At 67.6% G+C, this 17156-nt stretch carries 13 protein-coding genes; 7 read left to right on the top strand and 6 right to left on the bottom strand.

Annotation, left to right across the window (positions count from 1 at the left end; genetic code table 11):
* Positions 1–258: a 50S ribosomal protein L31 gene (gene rpmE / locus LZC94_16180; protein WXB18762.1), complete on the bottom strand. Its 258-nt coding sequence runs from the start codon at positions 256–258 to the stop codon at positions 1–3.
* Between the two features lie 144 nt (positions 259–402).
* Positions 403–963: a single-stranded DNA-binding protein gene (gene ssb, locus LZC94_16175; GenBank protein ID WXB18761.1), complete on the bottom strand. Its 561-nt coding sequence runs from the start codon at positions 961–963 to the stop codon at positions 403–405.
* 162 nt (positions 964–1125) lie between these two features.
* Here ssb and LZC94_16170 point away from each other — a divergent pair, with 162 nt between their 5' ends.
* From LZC94_16170 to LZC94_16150, 5 genes are all read left to right on the top strand, one after another.
* Positions 1126–1851 (top strand): glycosyltransferase, encoded by a 726-nt coding sequence (locus LZC94_16170; protein WXB18760.1) that lies wholly within the window; start codon positions 1126–1128, stop codon positions 1849–1851.
* A gap of 21 nt (positions 1852–1872) precedes the next feature.
* Complete coding sequence (locus LZC94_16165; protein ID WXB18759.1) at positions 1873–2235, top strand: hypothetical protein; 363 nt, start codon at positions 1873–1875, stop codon at positions 2233–2235.
* A 13-nt stretch (positions 2236–2248) separates the two neighbouring features.
* Positions 2249–3982 (top strand): glycerol-3-phosphate dehydrogenase/oxidase, encoded by a 1734-nt coding sequence (locus tag LZC94_16160; GenBank protein ID WXB18758.1) that lies wholly within the window; start codon positions 2249–2251, stop codon positions 3980–3982.
* The gene (locus LZC94_16155) at positions 3979–5292 is read left to right on the top strand and encodes a hypothetical protein (protein ID WXB18757.1); all 1314 of its coding nucleotides are present in this window, start codon (positions 3979–3981) and stop codon (positions 5290–5292) included. The genes LZC94_16160 and LZC94_16155 overlap by 4 nt, the downstream gene beginning before the upstream one ends.
* A gap of 75 nt (positions 5293–5367) precedes the next feature.
* Complete coding sequence (locus LZC94_16150; protein ID WXB18756.1) at positions 5368–6480, top strand: DUF6528 family protein; 1113 nt, start codon at positions 5368–5370, stop codon at positions 6478–6480.
* Between the two features lie 639 nt (positions 6481–7119).
* Here LZC94_16150 and LZC94_16145 read toward each other — a convergent pair.
* Together LZC94_16145 and LZC94_16140 are read right to left on the bottom strand one after the other, a co-directional pair.
* Positions 7120–8457: a sigma 54-interacting transcriptional regulator gene (locus LZC94_16145; GenBank protein WXB18755.1), complete on the bottom strand. Its 1338-nt coding sequence runs from the start codon at positions 8455–8457 to the stop codon at positions 7120–7122.
* Positions 8445–8645 carry a hypothetical protein gene (locus tag LZC94_16140; GenBank protein WXB18754.1) on the bottom strand — a complete coding sequence of 67 codons (201 nt, stop codon included), beginning with the start codon at positions 8643–8645 and terminating at the stop codon, positions 8445–8447. Before LZC94_16140 ends, LZC94_16145 begins: the two co-directional genes overlap by 13 nt.
* Between LZC94_16140 and LZC94_16135 the strand changes: the two genes are divergently transcribed.
* Both LZC94_16135 and LZC94_16130 read left to right on the top strand, forming a co-directional pair.
* Positions 8644–13059: a DEAD/DEAH box helicase gene (locus LZC94_16135; GenBank protein WXB18753.1), complete on the top strand. Its 4416-nt coding sequence runs from the start codon at positions 8644–8646 to the stop codon at positions 13057–13059. The two genes, LZC94_16140 and LZC94_16135, sit on opposite strands and share 2 nt — an antisense overlap.
* Before the next feature lie 2 nt (positions 13060–13061).
* Positions 13062–14561, top strand: coding sequence for a S8 family serine peptidase (locus LZC94_16130; protein ID WXB18752.1), 1500 nt, complete (start codon positions 13062–13064; stop codon positions 14559–14561).
* A gap of 132 nt (positions 14562–14693) precedes the next feature.
* On the opposite strand, the gene rplC is transcribed toward LZC94_16130, so the two are convergent.
* Positions 14694–15371, bottom strand: a complete 678-nt coding sequence (gene rplC / locus LZC94_16125) for a 50S ribosomal protein L3 (protein ID WXB18751.1) — start codon at positions 15369–15371, stop codon at positions 14694–14696.
* Between the two features lie 175 nt (positions 15372–15546).
* Positions 15547–16911 (bottom strand): cytochrome P450, encoded by a 1365-nt coding sequence (locus LZC94_16120; GenBank protein WXB18750.1) that lies wholly within the window; start codon positions 16909–16911, stop codon positions 15547–15549.
* Positions 16912–17156 lie beyond the last annotated feature (245 nt).

Here is a 17156-nt window from a genome sequence, read left to right as displayed (position 1 = left end):
TCAGGCCTCGGCCTTGGGGGTCGGCGAGGGGGCGGCGGCGGGGGCTTCCGCCTTTTTGCCCTTGTTTTCGTAGCGCTTCCGGAAGCGGTCCACGCGGCCGGCGGTGTCGATCAGCTTCTGCGTCCCGGTGTAGAAGGGGTGGCAGTTCGAGCAGACGTCGACCTGAAAGTCGCCACGCGTCGAGCGGGTGACGAAGGTGTTGCCGCACGCGCAGGTGACGCGCGAAGCGGGGTAGTTCGGATGAATGCCTTCTTTCATAACGGCTCCAAATCCCTTCCGAAATCCGGGGCCAGCCCGGTGGCGAGCTCACGCCAATAAGAAGGGAGGCGCAACCTAGCCTCGAGTGTTGACACTTGCAACTGTCTCGAAGCCAGGGGCGCCTCCGGCCCGCGCGGGCGTCCTTCAAAACGGAATGTCGTCGTCGCCGCCGCCGAAGCCGCTGCCGTAGTCGTCGGGCTCCTGCGCGGGGGGCGCGGGCTCCCGGGAGCGCCCGCCGCCGCCGCCGCCGCCACCACCACCGCCACCCCAGGGCGGCTCGCCGCCGCCACCGCCGCCACCGCTGGCGCGGTTGCCGTAGGAGCGCTCGGCGCGCGGGGCGCCGCCGCCCTCAAAGGGTTGGTCACCGCCGCCGCGGCGGCCGCCGGCCAGGATCACGTTGTTGGCGACGATTTCGGTGCGGTAGCGCTTTTCGCCGTCTTTTTCGTAGCTGCTGGTGCGCAGGCCCCCCTCGATGAAGATGCTGGAGCCCTTGGTGAGAATTTTTGCAAGCGCCTCGCCGCGTTTGCCCCAGACGGTGACCTGGTGCCACTCGGTTCGTTCTTGGCGCGCGTTGTTCCGATCGAGGTATGTCTCGGTCGTCGCCAAACGAAGCTTGAGGATCGCCTGGCCGCCTGGCGTGACGCGGAGCTCGGGATCCGCCCCCAAATTTCCGAGCAAGAGCACCTTATTGAGACCTTCGGCCATGATTTTCTCCAATGAGACAAGGCTGGAAACGAGCGGCCCCCGGCCCCGGTTGGTGACGGGACGGATGCCGCCCCGAATCTTTCGAACGCTCTCGCCTCCGAGTCAACGGGCAAAAGGTCGGACAAAAGCCCAAAAGAACGATATGTAGCGGCGGCAGAGCCTATGGCAAAGCCTCGAATCTCCATCGTCATCCCGGTTTACAACGAGCAGGGCATCCTCCACGCCGCCATCGTCGACCTGCGCGAGCGACTGAAACCCTTTGGCTGGAGCTACGAGGTCATTCTCGCCGAAAACGGCTCGCGCGATCACACGGTCGAAATCGGCGAGGAGCTGTCGCGCAAGTACAACGATCCGGCCGACGGGCAGGTCCGCATCATGAGCCTGGGCGAGCCCAATTACGGCAAGGCGATGAAGCAAGGGATCCTGCTGGCCAGAGGCGAGCTGGTCATCTGCGAGGAGATCGACTTGTGCGACGTCGACTTCCACCATCGCGCGGTCGACATCCTGGAGACCGGGGAGGCCGATCTGGTCATCGGCTCCAAGCTGGTCGACGGCTCGGAGGACGATCGCCCCATGGTCCGCCACGTGGCCAGCCAGGCGTACTCCGGCATGCTCAAGGTCCTCCTCGGCTTTCGCGGCACCGACACCCACGGCCTCAAGGCCTTCCGCCGGGTGGCCCTGCTCGACACCGTGCGCGCGTGCTTGGTCGACAAGGACGTCTTCGCCAGCGAGTTCGTCATCCGTGCCGATCGCGGCGGGGTCAAAATTCGCGAGATCCCCGTGCGGGTCATCGAGAAGCGGCCTCCGTCGATCAATTTGTTCAAGCGCGTCCCCAACGTCTTGAAAAACGTCGCCAAGCTGACATACGCCATTCGCATTCGGGGCTGATCCCGTCCTCTGCCCGCCCTGATGGACGTCGATCCGCGCGTTCCCCACCGAAGCCTGTTCGCAGCGTCGCTCGCGTTGCTGGCGTACAGCACCTTGACCGCGGTGGCGCTGGCGGCCTGGTTCGCGCGGGCAATCCAGCCTTGGACGTGGAACAGCGTGCTGGCCACGGTGAGCTGCGTGCTGGGGGTGGTGTCGAGCGCGATCGTGTGGTGCTTTCCCTCGCGGCTGGCGCTGATCGCGGGGATGGCGGTGATGCTCTCGTCGCTCCTTCGGGTGGGGCCGCTGCAGGACTGGACGTGGGTCTCGTTCACCATGCTCGTGGTGACCACCTTGCTCCTGGTTCCTCTGGTGCACGCGCTGGTACTGCTTCCGCCCAGTTCGTGATACCTCGTCATGGGTGCCTGAGCACGCCACGCCTGCCAGCCCCGCGTTGCCCGGGGAGACCATGCCCATCGACGAGGGCGCCGCGACCGCGTCGTACGACGTGGCCATCATCGGCGGCGGGGTCAACGGCACCGGCGTGGCCCGCGATCTTTCGCTGCGGGGGCTGCGCGTGGTGCTCTTCGAGCGGCACGATCTCGCCTTCGGGGCGAGCGGCAACTCCAGCGGGATGATCCACGGGGGCGCGCGCTACCTGCCGAGCAACCCAAAGGTGACGCGGCAGTCGTGCCAAGACTCGGGGTACATCCAGCAGATTGCGCCGCACCTGCTCTTTCGCATCCCCTTCCTCATGCCGGTCGAGAAAGGGCTGCGCGGCCGGATCATGCTCGAGCTGTACGACGCGTTCTTCCACGCGTACGACCGGTACCAGCCGCTCAAGCGCGGCGAGCCGCACACCCGGCTCGGCGAGCAGGATCTCTTGCACCTGGAGCCGGGGCTCACGGGCCGGGTGGCCGGCGGGGTCACCTTCGACGAGTGGGGCGTCGACGGCACCCGCCTCTGCGTGCTGAACGCGCTCGATGCGCGCGAGCGGGGCGCGGTCGTTCACGTTCACACCACGGTGGAGTCGATCGCCAAGGCGCCCCCCTCCCCTGGCGGGCCCGTGCGGTACGTGGTTCGGGCGCGCGATCGCATCACGCAGCGGACCTGGGTGGTGCGCGCGGCCAATGTGGTGAACGCCAGCGGGGCGTGGGGGCCCATTACGGCGAGCCTGGGGAAGCTCGCCCGGGAGCGGGTTCGGGTGCGGCCCGCGAAGGGTATCCACGTGGTCTTCGATAGGCGCATATCGAACTACGCGATTTTGACGGAGGCGATCGACGGGCGGCAAATCTTCCTCGAGCCCTGGGAGAACATGAGCGTCCTCGGCACGACGGACGACGACTTCTTCGGCGATTTGGACGATGTCGTGGCGAGCAGCGAGGAGGTTCGCTATTTGGTGCAGGGCATCGCGCGCATTTTTCCGGCCATCCGCGAGGCGCGGGCGATCGGGACCACGGCGGCCGTGCGCCCGACCTTGTACGAGTACGGGCCCAACGAGGATGCGCTCTCGCGGGAGCACGCCATCGTCGATCACGCCAAGGACGGTGCGCCGGGCGTGTACTCGATGATCGGCGGCAAGCTGGCGAGCTACCGGCTCTTTGCGCAGGAGATGAGCGATCGCATCGCGCAGAACCTGGCGCCCACCACCCGGTGCGTAACGCATATCAAGCCGCTGCCCGGGGGGGATCGCGTTCCCGATGCGCTCGCGCTCTCGGAGCAGCACGAGCTGACCCCGGTGGCGGCGCGCCGGCTCGTGTACCGGCATGGGTCGCGGGTCAAACGCATTTTGCAGCGCATGGCGCGGCGGCCGCGCGAGCGGGCCATCGTGTGCGCGTGCGAGCCCGTGTTCGAGGCGGAGATCCGCCATGTGCTGGAGGAAGAAATGGCGCGCTCGGTGGACGACGTGGCGCGCCGCACGCGTTTGGGGCTGGGCGCCTGCGGGGGGATGCGCTGCGCGGCGCGCTGCGGGCAAATCGTGGCCGACGAGCTGGGGCTGTCGCCGCACGAGGGGATCGAACAGGCGCGGCGCTTTCTCGAGACGCGGGCGAAGGCGCGCATCGTCGCGATGGGGCCGGGGCAAGCGCGCCAGGAGGCGCTGGCGTTGGCGCATCATCGGGCGATGCTTGGGGTGGGGCGGAAGGGGCGGTCGTGAGTGGCGGGGGTGCGGGGCGTAGGCAGGGCGTGGGGGGCGCGGGCGAGGACGACCGGGATGCGGTGATTGTCGTGGGGGGCGGCGCGGCGGGGGTCGGTGCCGCGCTGGCGGCGGCGGAGGTTGGGCGAAGGGTGTGTCTGGTGCTGGGCGGCGCGGGGGCGAGCGCGCTTTCGGGCGGGGCGGTGGATTGGGTGGATTGGGAGTTGGGGACGGGTGCGGGGCTGGGGCTTGGGGGGCTGGGGCTTGGGGATGGTGCGGGGGGTGCGGAGTTTGTGCTCGATTTGTATCGGGTGCCGGTCGGGGGCGTGGTGCTTGCGACGGTGTCGGGGATTTTACGGCCGGCGGCGGGGGCGGATTGGGGGTTGCTCGATGTGAAAGGGCTGGGGCGCGGCACGGTGTTGGTGCCGCGGGCGGAGCACCATGAGTGGGACGCGGTGACCCTCTCGCGGTCGTGGGGCGATACGGAAATAGCGCGCGCGGGCGGGCTTCAGTTCCAAGCCGCGGACGCGACGATCTTGCGCTTTCGCGAGGAGCGGACGTTGGGGCACGCCGATATCGCCGCACGCCACGACGAGCCCGCGCGACTCGGGTGGCTCGCCGAACGGCTGCGCGAGGCGCTCGCGCGCAGTGGGCCGTGCGTGGCCGTTCTCCTTCCGCCTTGGCTCGGCCTCGATGCGCCGCGGGCCGAGGCGCTCTCGGAGCGGGTGGGGCTTCCTTGCGGGGAGGCGGCGTCGGCGCTCGCGTCCCCGGCGGGCCGCCGCTTCGAGCGCGCGCGCGATCGCGCCCTTTTGCGGGCCAATGTCACCGTCGTGCGCGGATGGGTGCAGCGCATCGCCCACGATGCGTCGGGGTGGCGCGCGCACTTGGAGGGCGGGGCATCGCTCGATGGCTCGTCCATCGTGCTCGCCGCCGGCGGACTGGTGGGGGGCGGCCTGGCGTACGAGCCGGGCGACCTACATGCGAACGCCGAAATCGCCGCCGCCCCCGCGCGCCAAGCCTTTCGGGTGACGATCGCCTCGCCCGGTACCGTGGGAGCCTATGGCCGCCCGCTGGAGCTCCCCGGCTCCCTCTTTGGTGCCCCGCCTGAATCGCTGGCGTGGCCCTTCGCCCCGGATCCCGTCATGGAGCGCGCCGGCCTCCTCGTCGACGAGCACCAGCGCGTCCAAGGCGCCCCCGACGGCCTTTATGCGTGCGGAGATTTGGTCGCCGACGCCCCGCGGACCTGGCTCGAAGCGTGGCGCTCGGGCGTCCGCGCAGGGCGCTACGAACGCAAGGGCGGAACCGAGCGAGCCGTCCGCCCGCGAACCTGAAACGCACGTGTCACGGGATCGAGCGCCACGGGCGATACGCTCCCCCGCATGATCGCGTCTTTCTTTCGTACCCGCATGGACTCCCCTTCGCGCGTCCTCCCGCTCCTCGTCGCGTTCGCGCTCGGCGCGTGCAGCGGGGACGACAGCGTCGAAGCTCCCTCCGATTCCGTCGACGTGGCAGCAATCTCCGCGTCGGACGACACGACCGCGCCGGACGACACGACCGCGCCGGACGACACGACCGCGCCGGACGACACGACCGCGCCGGACGACACGACCGCGCCGGACGACACCGACGCCGATTCGCTCGATAGGTCGCTCGCGTCCGACGACGGCGCAACACCGGCATTGTCCGCGCTCGCCACCCATGTGGTCACCGTGGAACAAGCCACGGGGCGGGTCATGGAATTCGACTTCAATGTCACGGACTGGTCCAAGGACGAGGCCATCGTCCGCACCTGGACTCCGCCGCCGTCCGGCTTCTCCAACTTGTCCGACGTCAAATACTCGAAGGACGGCAAACGACTGCTGGTCGCGGCCTCCGGCGGAGCCATCGCCGTCGTTCGCGTATCGGACCAAAAGATCCTGCTCCAAGCCTCCCCGGGCGGGAACACCCACGCCATCGACGAGCTCCCCGATGGCAGCGTGGTCTCCGCCTCGAGCACGGGTGGTTTTCTGAAGCTGTATTCGAGGCGCGGCACCTTGAAGCAAACCGTCGCCTTCGAAGACGCTCACGGCGTGTACTGGGATCGCAAACGCCACTTGCTCTACGCCGACGGAGCCTCCGTCGTGCGCGCCTTCCGGTACTGCAACGGAAAGTTGAAGGACGCTGGCTCTTGGAGTCTGCCCAATGGGCAATCGGGCGCGCACGACCTTTTCCCCATTGCGCACACGAATGAGCTCTACGTCTCCAACATCTCCGGCATCTTTCAGTTCGATCGGGTCACCCACGTCTTTGGTCCCTACACCTCGGGGCCCAATCGCAGCAGCATCAAATCCGTGGGCAAGAACCCCCGGTCCAACACCGTTTGCATGATGAAAGCCACCAACGCCCCGGGCCCCGTCCCGCGCAGCTGGTCGTCGGACACCATCATCTTCGACCAACCCGGGAGCGACCCCGCCACCGTGACCCGCGTCCGCCGTGGCGCGCAATTCTACAAAGCACGCTGGGCCTCCCCCACCCCGTGAGCATCCCGTTTGGATCGTTACATGCTCCAACGACGTCGTGTGGGAGCGTAGCGATCGGGGAGGCCAGCGTCCTTGTGACCTTCCTCTCCGCCTGCGACAGCACGGTCATCGTCGCCCATGACGAGACGATTCTGCCCAGTCCAGGAGTCCATTGCCCCGTGCCCGGCGCGATGCTCGACGAGCCGGCGGTGCACACGTCTCGTTCCCCGACAGGCGTGCTCGATCCGCGATGATATTCACGGCGGGCGCGCGCGCGATGCGCTTCACCCGCGCGCGCTCGATCGCTCCGCCTTGCGAGGCCGCCCGTTGCCCCAGGACGCGCAGGGTCGAAGAGCGAATGCGCCCAACGCCCGAAGGCACCGATGCGGCGAGCCCGATACCGCGCGGTGCGCTCGTTCAGGATGAACGCGAGGCGTTCGGGGGCGAGCCGCGAGCGAGCATCCCGGCATTCGCCGGAGCTCACGACGGATCCGATGGAGCAAATACGCCGTACCCAGAGCACGACCCCAGCGCCGCGCGCGATGCGCCGACTATTCCATTTCACCACCCCCCGCCTTACCCTTATCGTCCTCGCGCCCGAGCAATTAGCGAATACGCCGTACCCAGAGCACGACCCCAGCGCCGCGCGCGATGCGTCGTTTATTCCATTTTACCACCCCCCGCCTTACCCTTATCGTCCTCGCGCCCGAGCAATTTTCGAAACGATGTGCGCGCATAACCCGCAGCACGCGCCGCGGCGCTCAAGTTGTTGCCGTGCTGGGCAAAGAGCGCCCGCGCCGATTGCGGTGTCAGGGTGAGCGGCGGACGCGCGGTCGACTGCGGGCGCATGGCGCGCTCGATGTGCACGGCATCGATGACGCCTTGGTGCGACGTCAAGTCGGCGGCGCGGATGAGGACGTTGCGGAGCTCGCGCACATTGCCGGGCCAATCGTGGCTCTCCAAGCGGCCGAGTCCGCCGGGTGCAAGGGTGCGCGGGCCGATTTCGGCGCACGAGCTGGCGAGGATGCTCTGGGCGATGGCGGCGACATCGGATTTTCGCTCGCGCAGCGGGGGCACGCGGACGACGAACGCCTCGAGCCGGTGAAAGAGATCGCGCCGGAAAAGACCTTCTTCGACGCGTGCTTCGAGGGCCACGTGGGAGGCGGCCACCACGCGAACGTTGGACCGAACACCGCTGCCCACCGCGCCCACGCGGCGGATTTCGTAGCCGTCGAGCGCGCGCAGGAGCTTTGGCTGCGCCTCCAGCGGCAGCTCGCCGATCTCGTCGAGAAAGAGGGTTCCGCCCTCCGCGTCGGCAAAGGCACCGGGACGGCGGGTGGTCGCCCCCGTGAAGGCGCCCCGCTCGTGGCCGAAGAGCTCCGACTCCACCAGCTCGCGGGGGATCGCGGCCACGTTGAGCACCACGAACGGCCGATCGTTGCGGGGCCCCTCGGTATGCAACGCGCGCGCGATCAGCTCCTTTCCCGTGCCCGTTTCTCCCGCGATGAGGACGGGGTGCACGTAGTTTGCCAGCCTTCGCACGAAGGCGGCCGTTCGCCGCATGGCCATCGAGCTACCGACGACGCCGGGTAGCGGGCGCAGATCGTCGCCGCCCCCGTGGCCGCGAATCGGTTTGTCGTCTTTGGCGGCGGCGCCTTCACCGAGCAGGAGCAGGCTACGACCGATGGATATGCTCGCCCCGAGGTTGCACCATGCTTCTTTGATGCGCGCCCCGCCGATGTACGTACCGTTCTTGGACGCCAAATCGGTAATCCATAGTCCATTGTCATCCATGAAGAGCGAACAATGCCGTGAGCTCACCGTCGCATCGCGCACCACGATATCGGCCGAGGGTGCCGAACCGACGACCAGGCGCTCCCCCGTGATGGGAAGATACCGTGCTCCTCCGTCGTCGCGCACCTCGAGCACCCAGGATGCGGCGCGCGGGCCTTCTGAGATCGTCAAGGTCGGCTTGTCCTGATCCATCACCTGCTCCATCCCACCCTCCTTGCTTTCTTCTTCTTCTTCTTCTTCTGCTGCTGCTGCTGCTGCTTCTGATTTTCTGCGGCATGGGCCGATTCACCATGCTTTGCAGAGCATTCATCGGGACGGGGCGCCGGCGGGTTGCGCACTTTGCACGGCGGCGCCATAACGTGATGGATTTCATTGCGAAAAAAAGCGCCCATGACCTCCCCCCTCCCCTTGCCCGCCTCCTTTCACCCCGCCGTCCGCGCGTGGTTCGAGCGAACGTTCGATCAGCCCACCGAGGCGCAGTCGCACGGTTGGAAGAACATCGTCGCGGGCAAAGATACATTGATTGCCGCCCCCACCGGCTCCGGCAAAACGTTGGCAGCTTTTCTCGCCAGCCTCGATGCGCTCGTTCATCGTGCGTATGAAAAGAACGAAGAAGAACAAGAAGAAGGCGACGCGGTCGCGAAGACCATCGACGTCGTGTACATCTCCCCGCTCAAAGCGTTGAGCAGCGACGTGCAGCGCAATTTGGAGGCGCCGCTGGCGGGGATTCGTGCGGCGGCCGCCGCCATGGGGCTCGAGCCGCCGGATGTTCGCACGGCGCTCCGTACGGGGGATACCACGCCGGCCGCGCGCGCGGCCATTGTGCGCAACCCTCCGCATATTTTGATTACGACCCCCGAGTCGCTCTATTTGATGCTCACCGCCGAGCGCACCCGCGCGCTGCTCGCGAATGTGCGCACCGTGATCGTCGACGAGCTGCACGCGCTCATGCGCGACAAGCGCGGGAGCCATCTGGCGCTCTCGCTCGCCCGCCTCGATTCCATCGCCAAGGAGCGCCCGCAGCGCATCGGGCTCTCGGCGACCGTGCACCCCATCGAGGACGCGGCGCGGTTCCTCACCGGACCGAACCGAACGTGCGCCATCGTCAACCAAGGACACCGCCGCGATCTCGAGCTCCGGATCGAGGTGCCCGCCACCGATCTGCAAGCCGTCCCCTCCCACGAACAATGGAAGGACATCTACGATCGCATCGCCTCGCTCGTGGGCGAGCATCGGACCACCTTGGTCTTCGTGAACACGCGGCGCATGGCCGAGCGGGTGGCGCATCACCTGGGCGAGCGGCTGGGGGAAGACCGCGTGGCCGCGCACCATGGGAGCCTGTCGAAGGAGCGCCGCCTTCGCACCGAGCAGCGCCTCAAGGCCGGCGATATGCGCGCGCTGGTGGCGACGGCGTCCCTCGAGCTGGGCATCGACATCGGCTCCGTCGATCTCGTCTGCCAGATCGGCACGCCGCGCGCCATCACCACGTTCCTTCAGCGCATCGGGCGCGCCGGGCACGGGCTCGGGCGCATCTCGCGCGGGCGGCTCTTTGCCACCTCGCGCGACGAGCTCCTGGAGTGCGCGGCCCTGGTGCGCGCGGTGGGGACGGGCCGGCTCGATCGCATCGAGCCTCCCGAGGCGCCGCTCGATGTGCTGGCGCAGCACCTGGTGGCGGAGTGCGCGGCGCGCGAGTGGGACGAGTCGGCGCTCTATGCCTTGGTGCGCGAGAGCACACCCTATGCGGAGCTATCGCGCGAGGCGTTCGACGGCATCGTGGAGATGCTCTCCACCGGGGTCGCCCCGCGGCTCGGGCGAAACGCCACCTTGCTCCACCGCGATCGCGTGGCCGGTGTTTTGCGCGGACGGCGGGCGTCGCGGATCATCGCGCTCACCAACGGCGGGGCCATCCCCGATGTGGCGGACTACCGGGTCATCCTCGATCCGGACGAGACCTTGGTCGGCACCGTGAACGAGGACTGGGCCATCGAGAGCATGGCCGGCGATGTCTTCGTCCTGGGCACCCACTCCTGGCGCATCCGGCGGGTCGAATCGCGAAGCGGTGTGATGCGGGTCGAGGACGCGCAAGGTCTGCCGCCGAGCGTCCCCTTTTGGCTGGGCGAAGCGCCCTCGCGCACCTGGGAGCTCTCGGCCGAGGTGAGCCGGCTGCGCGCCGATCTGGTCGCCGATTTGGATGGCGCGGCCGAGCGCGAGGCCCGCTCGAAGCGCCGGGTTCCGGGCTGGCTCTCCGCGGAGTGCGCCGTGGGCGACGAGGGCGCCGCGCAGATCGTCGAGTACGTGATGGCGCAGCGCGATGCGCTCGGCGTGGTGCCCACGATGGAGGACATCGTCTTCGAGCGCTTCTTCGACGAGGCGGGCGGCATGCAGCTGGTGGTGCACGCGCCCTTCGGCGGCCGGGTGAACCGCGCCTTTGGCCTCGCGCTGCGAAAGCGCTTTTGTCAGACCTTCGACTTCGAGCTCCAGGCAGCAGCCACCGACGATGCCATCGTGCTCTCCATGGGGCAGATGCATAGCTTTCCGCTGCAGGACGCCTTTCGGTTCGTTCGCAACGAGCAGCTGGACGGCATCCTCGAGCAAGCCATTTTGGTGGCGCCCATGTTCGGCGCGCGCTGGCGCTGGAACGCAGGGCGCGCGCTGGCGGTGCTGCGCCACGCGCACGGCAAGAAGGTGCCGCCGTTCCTCCAGAGGATGCGCGCCGACGATTTGTTGGCCGCGGTCTTTCCCTCCCAGGTGGCGTGCCAGGAGAACGTCACCGGGCCGCTGGAGATCCCCGATCATCCGCTGGTGCGCCAGACCGTGCACGATTGCCTCTTCGAGGCCATGGATACGGTGCGCCTTCACCAGCTGCTCACCAAGATGGAGCGCGGCGAGATTCGGATGCACGCGCGCGACACCACCGAGCCCTCCCCCTTCACGCACGAGGTGCTCAACGCCAAGCCGTACGCCTTTTTGGACGACGCGCCCCTCGAAGAGCGCCGCGCCCGCGCCATTTCGCTGCGGCGTACCTTGCCCGAGCATCAGCGCGATCTGGCCGCGCTCGATCCCGACGCCATCGCGCGCGTGATCGCCGAAGCGCGTCCGAGCCCGCGCGATCCCGACGAACTGCACGATGCGCTCCTGGGGCTGGTGGTCTCGCCCATCGACGAGCCCTTCCGGCCGTGGATGGACGCTCTGGTGCAATCGGGTCGCGCCGCCACGGTCCAAGCCGCGACGCTCCAACCCGAAAAGCTGGCCTTTGCGGCCGAGCACCTGGGCACCATCGGGGTGCTGTACCCCAACGCCACCATCGCGCCAAAGCTGGCGCTCCCGAAGCACCTCACGACCCCCGCGCCCAGCCTCGAGGACGCCGTTCTTCGCGCGGTGCGCGGGCACGCCGAGGTGATGGGGCCCTTTTTTCCAAGCGATCTCGCGGCGCGCCTCGCGCTCGATCCCACGGACGTGGCCGTCGCCATCGGCCAGCTCGAGTCGGAGGGGCTCGTGCTTCGCGGGCGTTTCAGCCCCCGCGCAGCAGGTCCCGCCGAGACCCGCGATCCGGACGAGGACGAGGTGTGCGATCGGCGGCTCCTCGCGCGCATCCACCGCTACACGTTGGACCGGCTGCGAAGCGAAATCGAGCCGGTGAGCGCGCGCGATTTCCTTCGCTACCTCTTCGAGCGCCATCATGTGTCGGCGCGCGCGCGGTCGGGCGGGCGCGCGGGGTTGCGCGAGGCCATCGGTATGCTCCAAGGTTTCGAGATCGCCGCGGCATCGTGGGAGAAAGACATCCTCGGTCCCCGTGTCGCCGGCTACCGCCCCGAGTGGCTCGATGAGCTCTGCCTCGACGGCGATGTGGCATGGGCGCGGCTCTCGCTTCGCAAATCGAGCGCGGGCACCGGCTCGACAGGCTCGGGCGGCTCGGGACCATCGCGGGTTACGCCCATCGCCATCACCCTGCGCGCGGATCGGGATTGGCTTCTTCAAGCCGTGCGCGGCACGGGCGCCGACGATGCCACGCGCAGCGCCGCCGACGCAACCAACGCGGCCAACGCGGCCAACGCGACAGCGGCACCGCACGAGGATGCGGCAATGCCCGACGCCTTGCCGGCCGACGACGCCGCCGCCATTTTGAGCGCACTGCGGCGCCGGGGCGCGCTCTTTCTCGAGGATGTCGCCAAGGCTACGCAGCTCGAGCGTCCGGCGCTCACCGCGGCCTTGCTCGATCTGGTCGGCAGCGGCCTGGTCGCCGGCGACGCCTTTCAGCCGCTGCGCGAGCTCTTGGGATCGGGAAACGCCGCCCGGCGCGCGCGGCAACGGAGCCGCGCCCTGCGCGGGCGATGGTCCTTGGTGGAGCGGATCGATCCGGAGTCCATGCTGCTCGATGAGCTGGGGGACCGGGTGGCAGGTCAGCTCCTGACGCGCTACGGCGTCGTCTTTCGCGAGCTCACGGCGCGGGAGAGCTTTACCGTTCCATGGCGCTACATCGTTCGCGCGCTGCGACTGCGCGAGGCCCGCGGATTGGTTCGCGGCGGACGATTCGTGGCCGGGTTCATTGGCGAACAATACGCACTTCCCGAGGCGCTCGACGCATTGCGACGCATACGGAAACAAGAACGAAATGGCGATATCGTTCGAATTCGCGCCAGCGACCCGCTCAATTTAATGGGAGTCCTACTCCCCGGTCCGCGCATTCCCTCCCACCATGGTGCGTATTTGGTTTTTCGTGATGGGGAATTCGTATCGGCTGAGGCAAGTGCTTCGATTGACAAGCAGAGCCCACTCACCACAATGGCCCCTCCCATTGGAGGGTAACCATGAAACGACTCGGCCTCGGTGTAACCGTTGTCTCCATCGTCGTAGGTTTTAGCGGATGCAGCTCCTCATCCGACCCGTCCTCAGACGAAGCCCGCGCGGACCTCGGTGACGGCGTCAGCTCCGCCATGCTCGAGGGCCGCGCGCCCACGTCGGTCCTCGTCTATTTGAAGGGCGGCGCCGCGGATCTCTCGCCGGCGGCGCGGGCTGCATCGAACGAAGAGCGCGGCGTGTTCGTCCACACGCGCCTCCGCGAGCACGCCAAGGCGTCGCAAAAGTCGTTGCTCGCGTGGCTCGATCGGCAAGGCGCGAACGTGCAGCCCTTCTTCATCGTCAACGCGGTGCTCGTGAACGACGCGAGCCCCGGCTTGATCCGCAAGCTCGCCGCGCGCGACGACGTGGAGCGCATCATCGTCGATAAATCGATCCCGCTGCAGCGCGTCCCCAGCGATCCCGCCGCGGAGGAAGAGGCCATCGCCGCCGTCGGCTCGAACATCACGGCCACGGGCGCGCCGCGCGTGTGGAACGAGCTAAAGGTCAACGGCGCCGGCGTGGTCGTCGCAGGGCAAGACACCGGGGTCGATTGGACGCACCCTGCGCTCAAATCGCATTACCGCGGCTGGAACGGGACCACCGCCGATCACCGATACAGCTGGCACGACGCCATCCGCTCGGGCGCCAGCGGCAATCGGTGTGGCTTCAACCTCTCCGCCCCCTGCGACGACAACGATCACGGGACGCACACCGTGGGCACCATCGTCGGCGACGACGGCGCCGGCAATCAAATTGGCATGGCGCCCGGCGCCAAATGGATCGCCTGCCGCAACATGGATGCGGGCAACGGCAAGCCCTCGACCTACATCGAGTGCTCGCAGTGGTTCCTCGCGCCCTACCCGCAAGGCGCCGATCCCAGCACGGGCGATCCCTCGAAGCGTCCGGACGTCATCAACAACTCGTGGGGGTGCCCTTCGAGCGAGGGCTGCACCGGCCGCGACTTGGTCCCCGTCGTTCAAGCGCTGACCGCGGCCGGCGTGCTCTTCGTGGCATCGGCCGGTAACTCGGGCTCCGGCTGCAACAGCATCTCCGATCAGCCGGCGACCATCTCACCCGAGACCCTCTCCGTCGGCGCCTACAGCCACACCAACAACACGATCGCCGCGTTCTCGAGCCGCGGGCCGTCGACCCTCGACAAAAAAGTCGGCCCCGACGTCGCCGCCCCCGGCGTATCCATCCGCTCCTCCGTCCCCGGCGGCGGCTATTCGAGCTTCTTCAGCGGCACGTCCATGGCCGGGCCCCACGTGGTAGGCGAGGTCGCGCTCCTCATTTCGGCGAACCCCAGCCTGCGCGGCAACATCGCCGAGCTCACGCGCATCGTGACCACCACCGCCACGCCGAAGACCACCTCGCAAACCTGCGGCGGCGTCAGCGGGTCGACCATCCCCAACAACACCTGGGGCTACGGGATCATCAACGCCTACAAAGCCGTTTCGTCCAAGTTGTAAGGCCCTCCCTACCAGGGACCGCTCCGACGGGGCGACCGCTCCGACGGAGCCGCCTACAAACGAAAAAACCCTCCCCCGGCAGGGGGGAGGGTTGGGGTCGGGGCATCACGAACGATCGCCCCTGCGCGCAGGCTACTTCTTGCGCGCGCGGCCGCCCTCGGCCGTCTTCTTCACGGCGTGGCGGATCAGCACGAGACCATTCTTCGACCCGGGGATGCCGCCCTCGATGAGGAGCAGGTTCTTCTCGACGTCGATGCGGGCGACCTTCAGGTTCAGGATGCTCACCGTCTCATTGCCGTATTGGCCGGCCATTTTGAGGTTGGGGAGCGTGCGACCGGGGGTCATGTTCGTACCGATCGAGCCGCCGTGGCGGAAGTACTCGTGGGTACCGTGCGAGGCGACGCCGCCTGCGAAGCTCCATCGGCGCATGACGCCCGTGAAGCCGCGGCCGCGCGTGGTCCCGCGCGCATCGACGAATTGGCCCGGCTTGAAGAGCTCGTCGAGCTTGAGCACCTGCCCCACCTCGACGGTGGCCGCGTACTCCTCGCTCACGCGCAGCTCCTTCAGGACGCGCTTGGGGCTCGTTTGAACCTTCTTGTAGTAGCCCGCCAGCGGCTTGTTGGTGTGCCGCTCCTTGCGCTCACCCAGGCCGAGGACCAGGGCCGAGTAGCCGTCCTTCTCCTTGGTGCGCTTGGCCACCACGGTGACGGGCCCAGCCTCGACCACCGTGACGCGCTGGACGGTTCCGTCCTCTTTGAAGAGTTGCGTGGAGCCGAGCTTCTTCCCGAAGATGCCGGGTTGTGTATTCATGCGAGACGTTTTCCTTCTTCGCGCAAAGGACCAGGGAAAAAACCCGTTGGCGTTTCACGAGGAAGCGGTCGAACCCTGGTGCGAAGTGCCGGGTGACCGTGGGACCTACCGAGGTAGCCCCCGACGCCGTCAGGCAGAGGAAAGGGCGCGCATCATACGGGCCCCGGCCGTAAGGTCAAGCTCGTCCTTGCAGAACCATACGCATCCCATATTTCGGTCCCAGTGTAATTCGCGGGCGCGCCTGGACCCGGTGGCCCCGCACCAGCTCGAACCGAAATCGCTGCACCAAGGTCGCCAGGACGAGCTCGGCCTCGAGCATCGCGAACGCCTTGCCGATGCAGACACGCGCGCCACCCCCGAACGGAAGATACGCATGCTTCGGACGCCGCGCCTCGCTCTCCTCCGTGAAGCGCTCGGGATCGAAGCGCTCGGGCTCCGGGTAAAAGCGCGGGTGGCGGTGCATCATATAAATCCAAATGACCACTTCGCTCCCAGCCGGAACGATGTAGTCGCCAATGCGCGCGTCGTCGCGCGCCCGCCGTGCGATGGCGAACGCCGGGGGATAGAGGCGCATCGCCTCTTGGAGCACGCGGCGCGTGTAAACGAGCTTCGGTAAATCGTCGTACGTCACCGTGCGCCCGGCGAGGACCGCGTCGACCTCCGCGGAGAGCTTCGATCCGGCGTCCGGGTTCTGCGACAGCAAATAGAGACTCCATGTGAGCGCGAGCGCCGTCGTTTCGTGGCCCGCCACGAAGAAGGTCGCCACCAGATCGTGGAGCTCGCGATCCGACAAGCCGCGGCCGTCGCCTTCCACGTCGACCGCGCGAAGCAGGGCATCGAGCAGATCGGGCTCGCCCGACCCGGGCGTCTGCCGCCTCGCGTCGATGCGTCGGGAGAGGATTCGGTCGATGTTGCGCCGCGCGTGGTGCACGCGGCGGCGGTAGAGCGAAAAGAGCGCTCCGGGCAGCCACAAAGAACGCTGCGCCGTGTTCACCGAGCGCGCGACCTCGGCGATCTCCGCGTCGTCGACGCGGCGCCCGAAGAGCGTGCGATCGACGATGCGAAGCGTCAGCGACATCATCTCGCGCGCCATGTCGCGCTCTTCCCCTCCCCGCCATGCGCGCACGGTGCGCACGCTCTCCTCCACCATGATTTCGGCGTAGCCCGAGAGCCTATCGCGATGAAACGCGGGCCCCACCATGCGCCGCTGACGCCTCCATGCCTCGCCCTCGTTGGTCAACAATGCGTTGCCGAGAAACTCGGCGAGCTGCGACGACGACGTATGCGATTTGTCGAATTTCGAGGCATGCGTAACGAGGACGTCGCCGACGTGATCGGGGTGGCGCAGCACGTACAAGCCACCATCGCCGTTGGGCACATAGTAGATATCGCCGTAGGCATCGAAGCGCCGCGACACGAAGCCAATCGGATCGCGAAAAATTCCAATCGCAGATGGCACCGACCGGAGCAGACCCTGCGATCCCGGCCCCGCGGGACGCGGCCAATCGGCCGATAGAGAACGATGCGTCGTGGGAGTCATGGACGGGTCATCCTAGTCCATCCCGTCCAACCAGGTGCCGCTCACGTGTACATACATATGCAGCGCGACGACATCCGCGGTCTTTTCAGTCTTTTCCAGTCATCGCGGGAGAAATACCGAGGACGCAAACATGCATCAGCAACGATTCATCGATTCTAAACTTGCTGGACCATAAACAGCGTGCGACACTCCGCGCCCTCGTACGAGCATTCGACCAACCCGCTTATTTCGGTCCGCGCCGCGTG

The organism is Sorangiineae bacterium MSr11954 (assembly GCA_037157815.1).
Lineage (GTDB): Bacteria > Myxococcota_A > Polyangia > Polyangiales > Polyangiaceae > Pendulispora > Pendulispora albinea.
The sequence above is the reverse complement of the archived record's forward strand: the minus strand, read 5'-3'. Positions and strand labels throughout refer to the sequence as shown.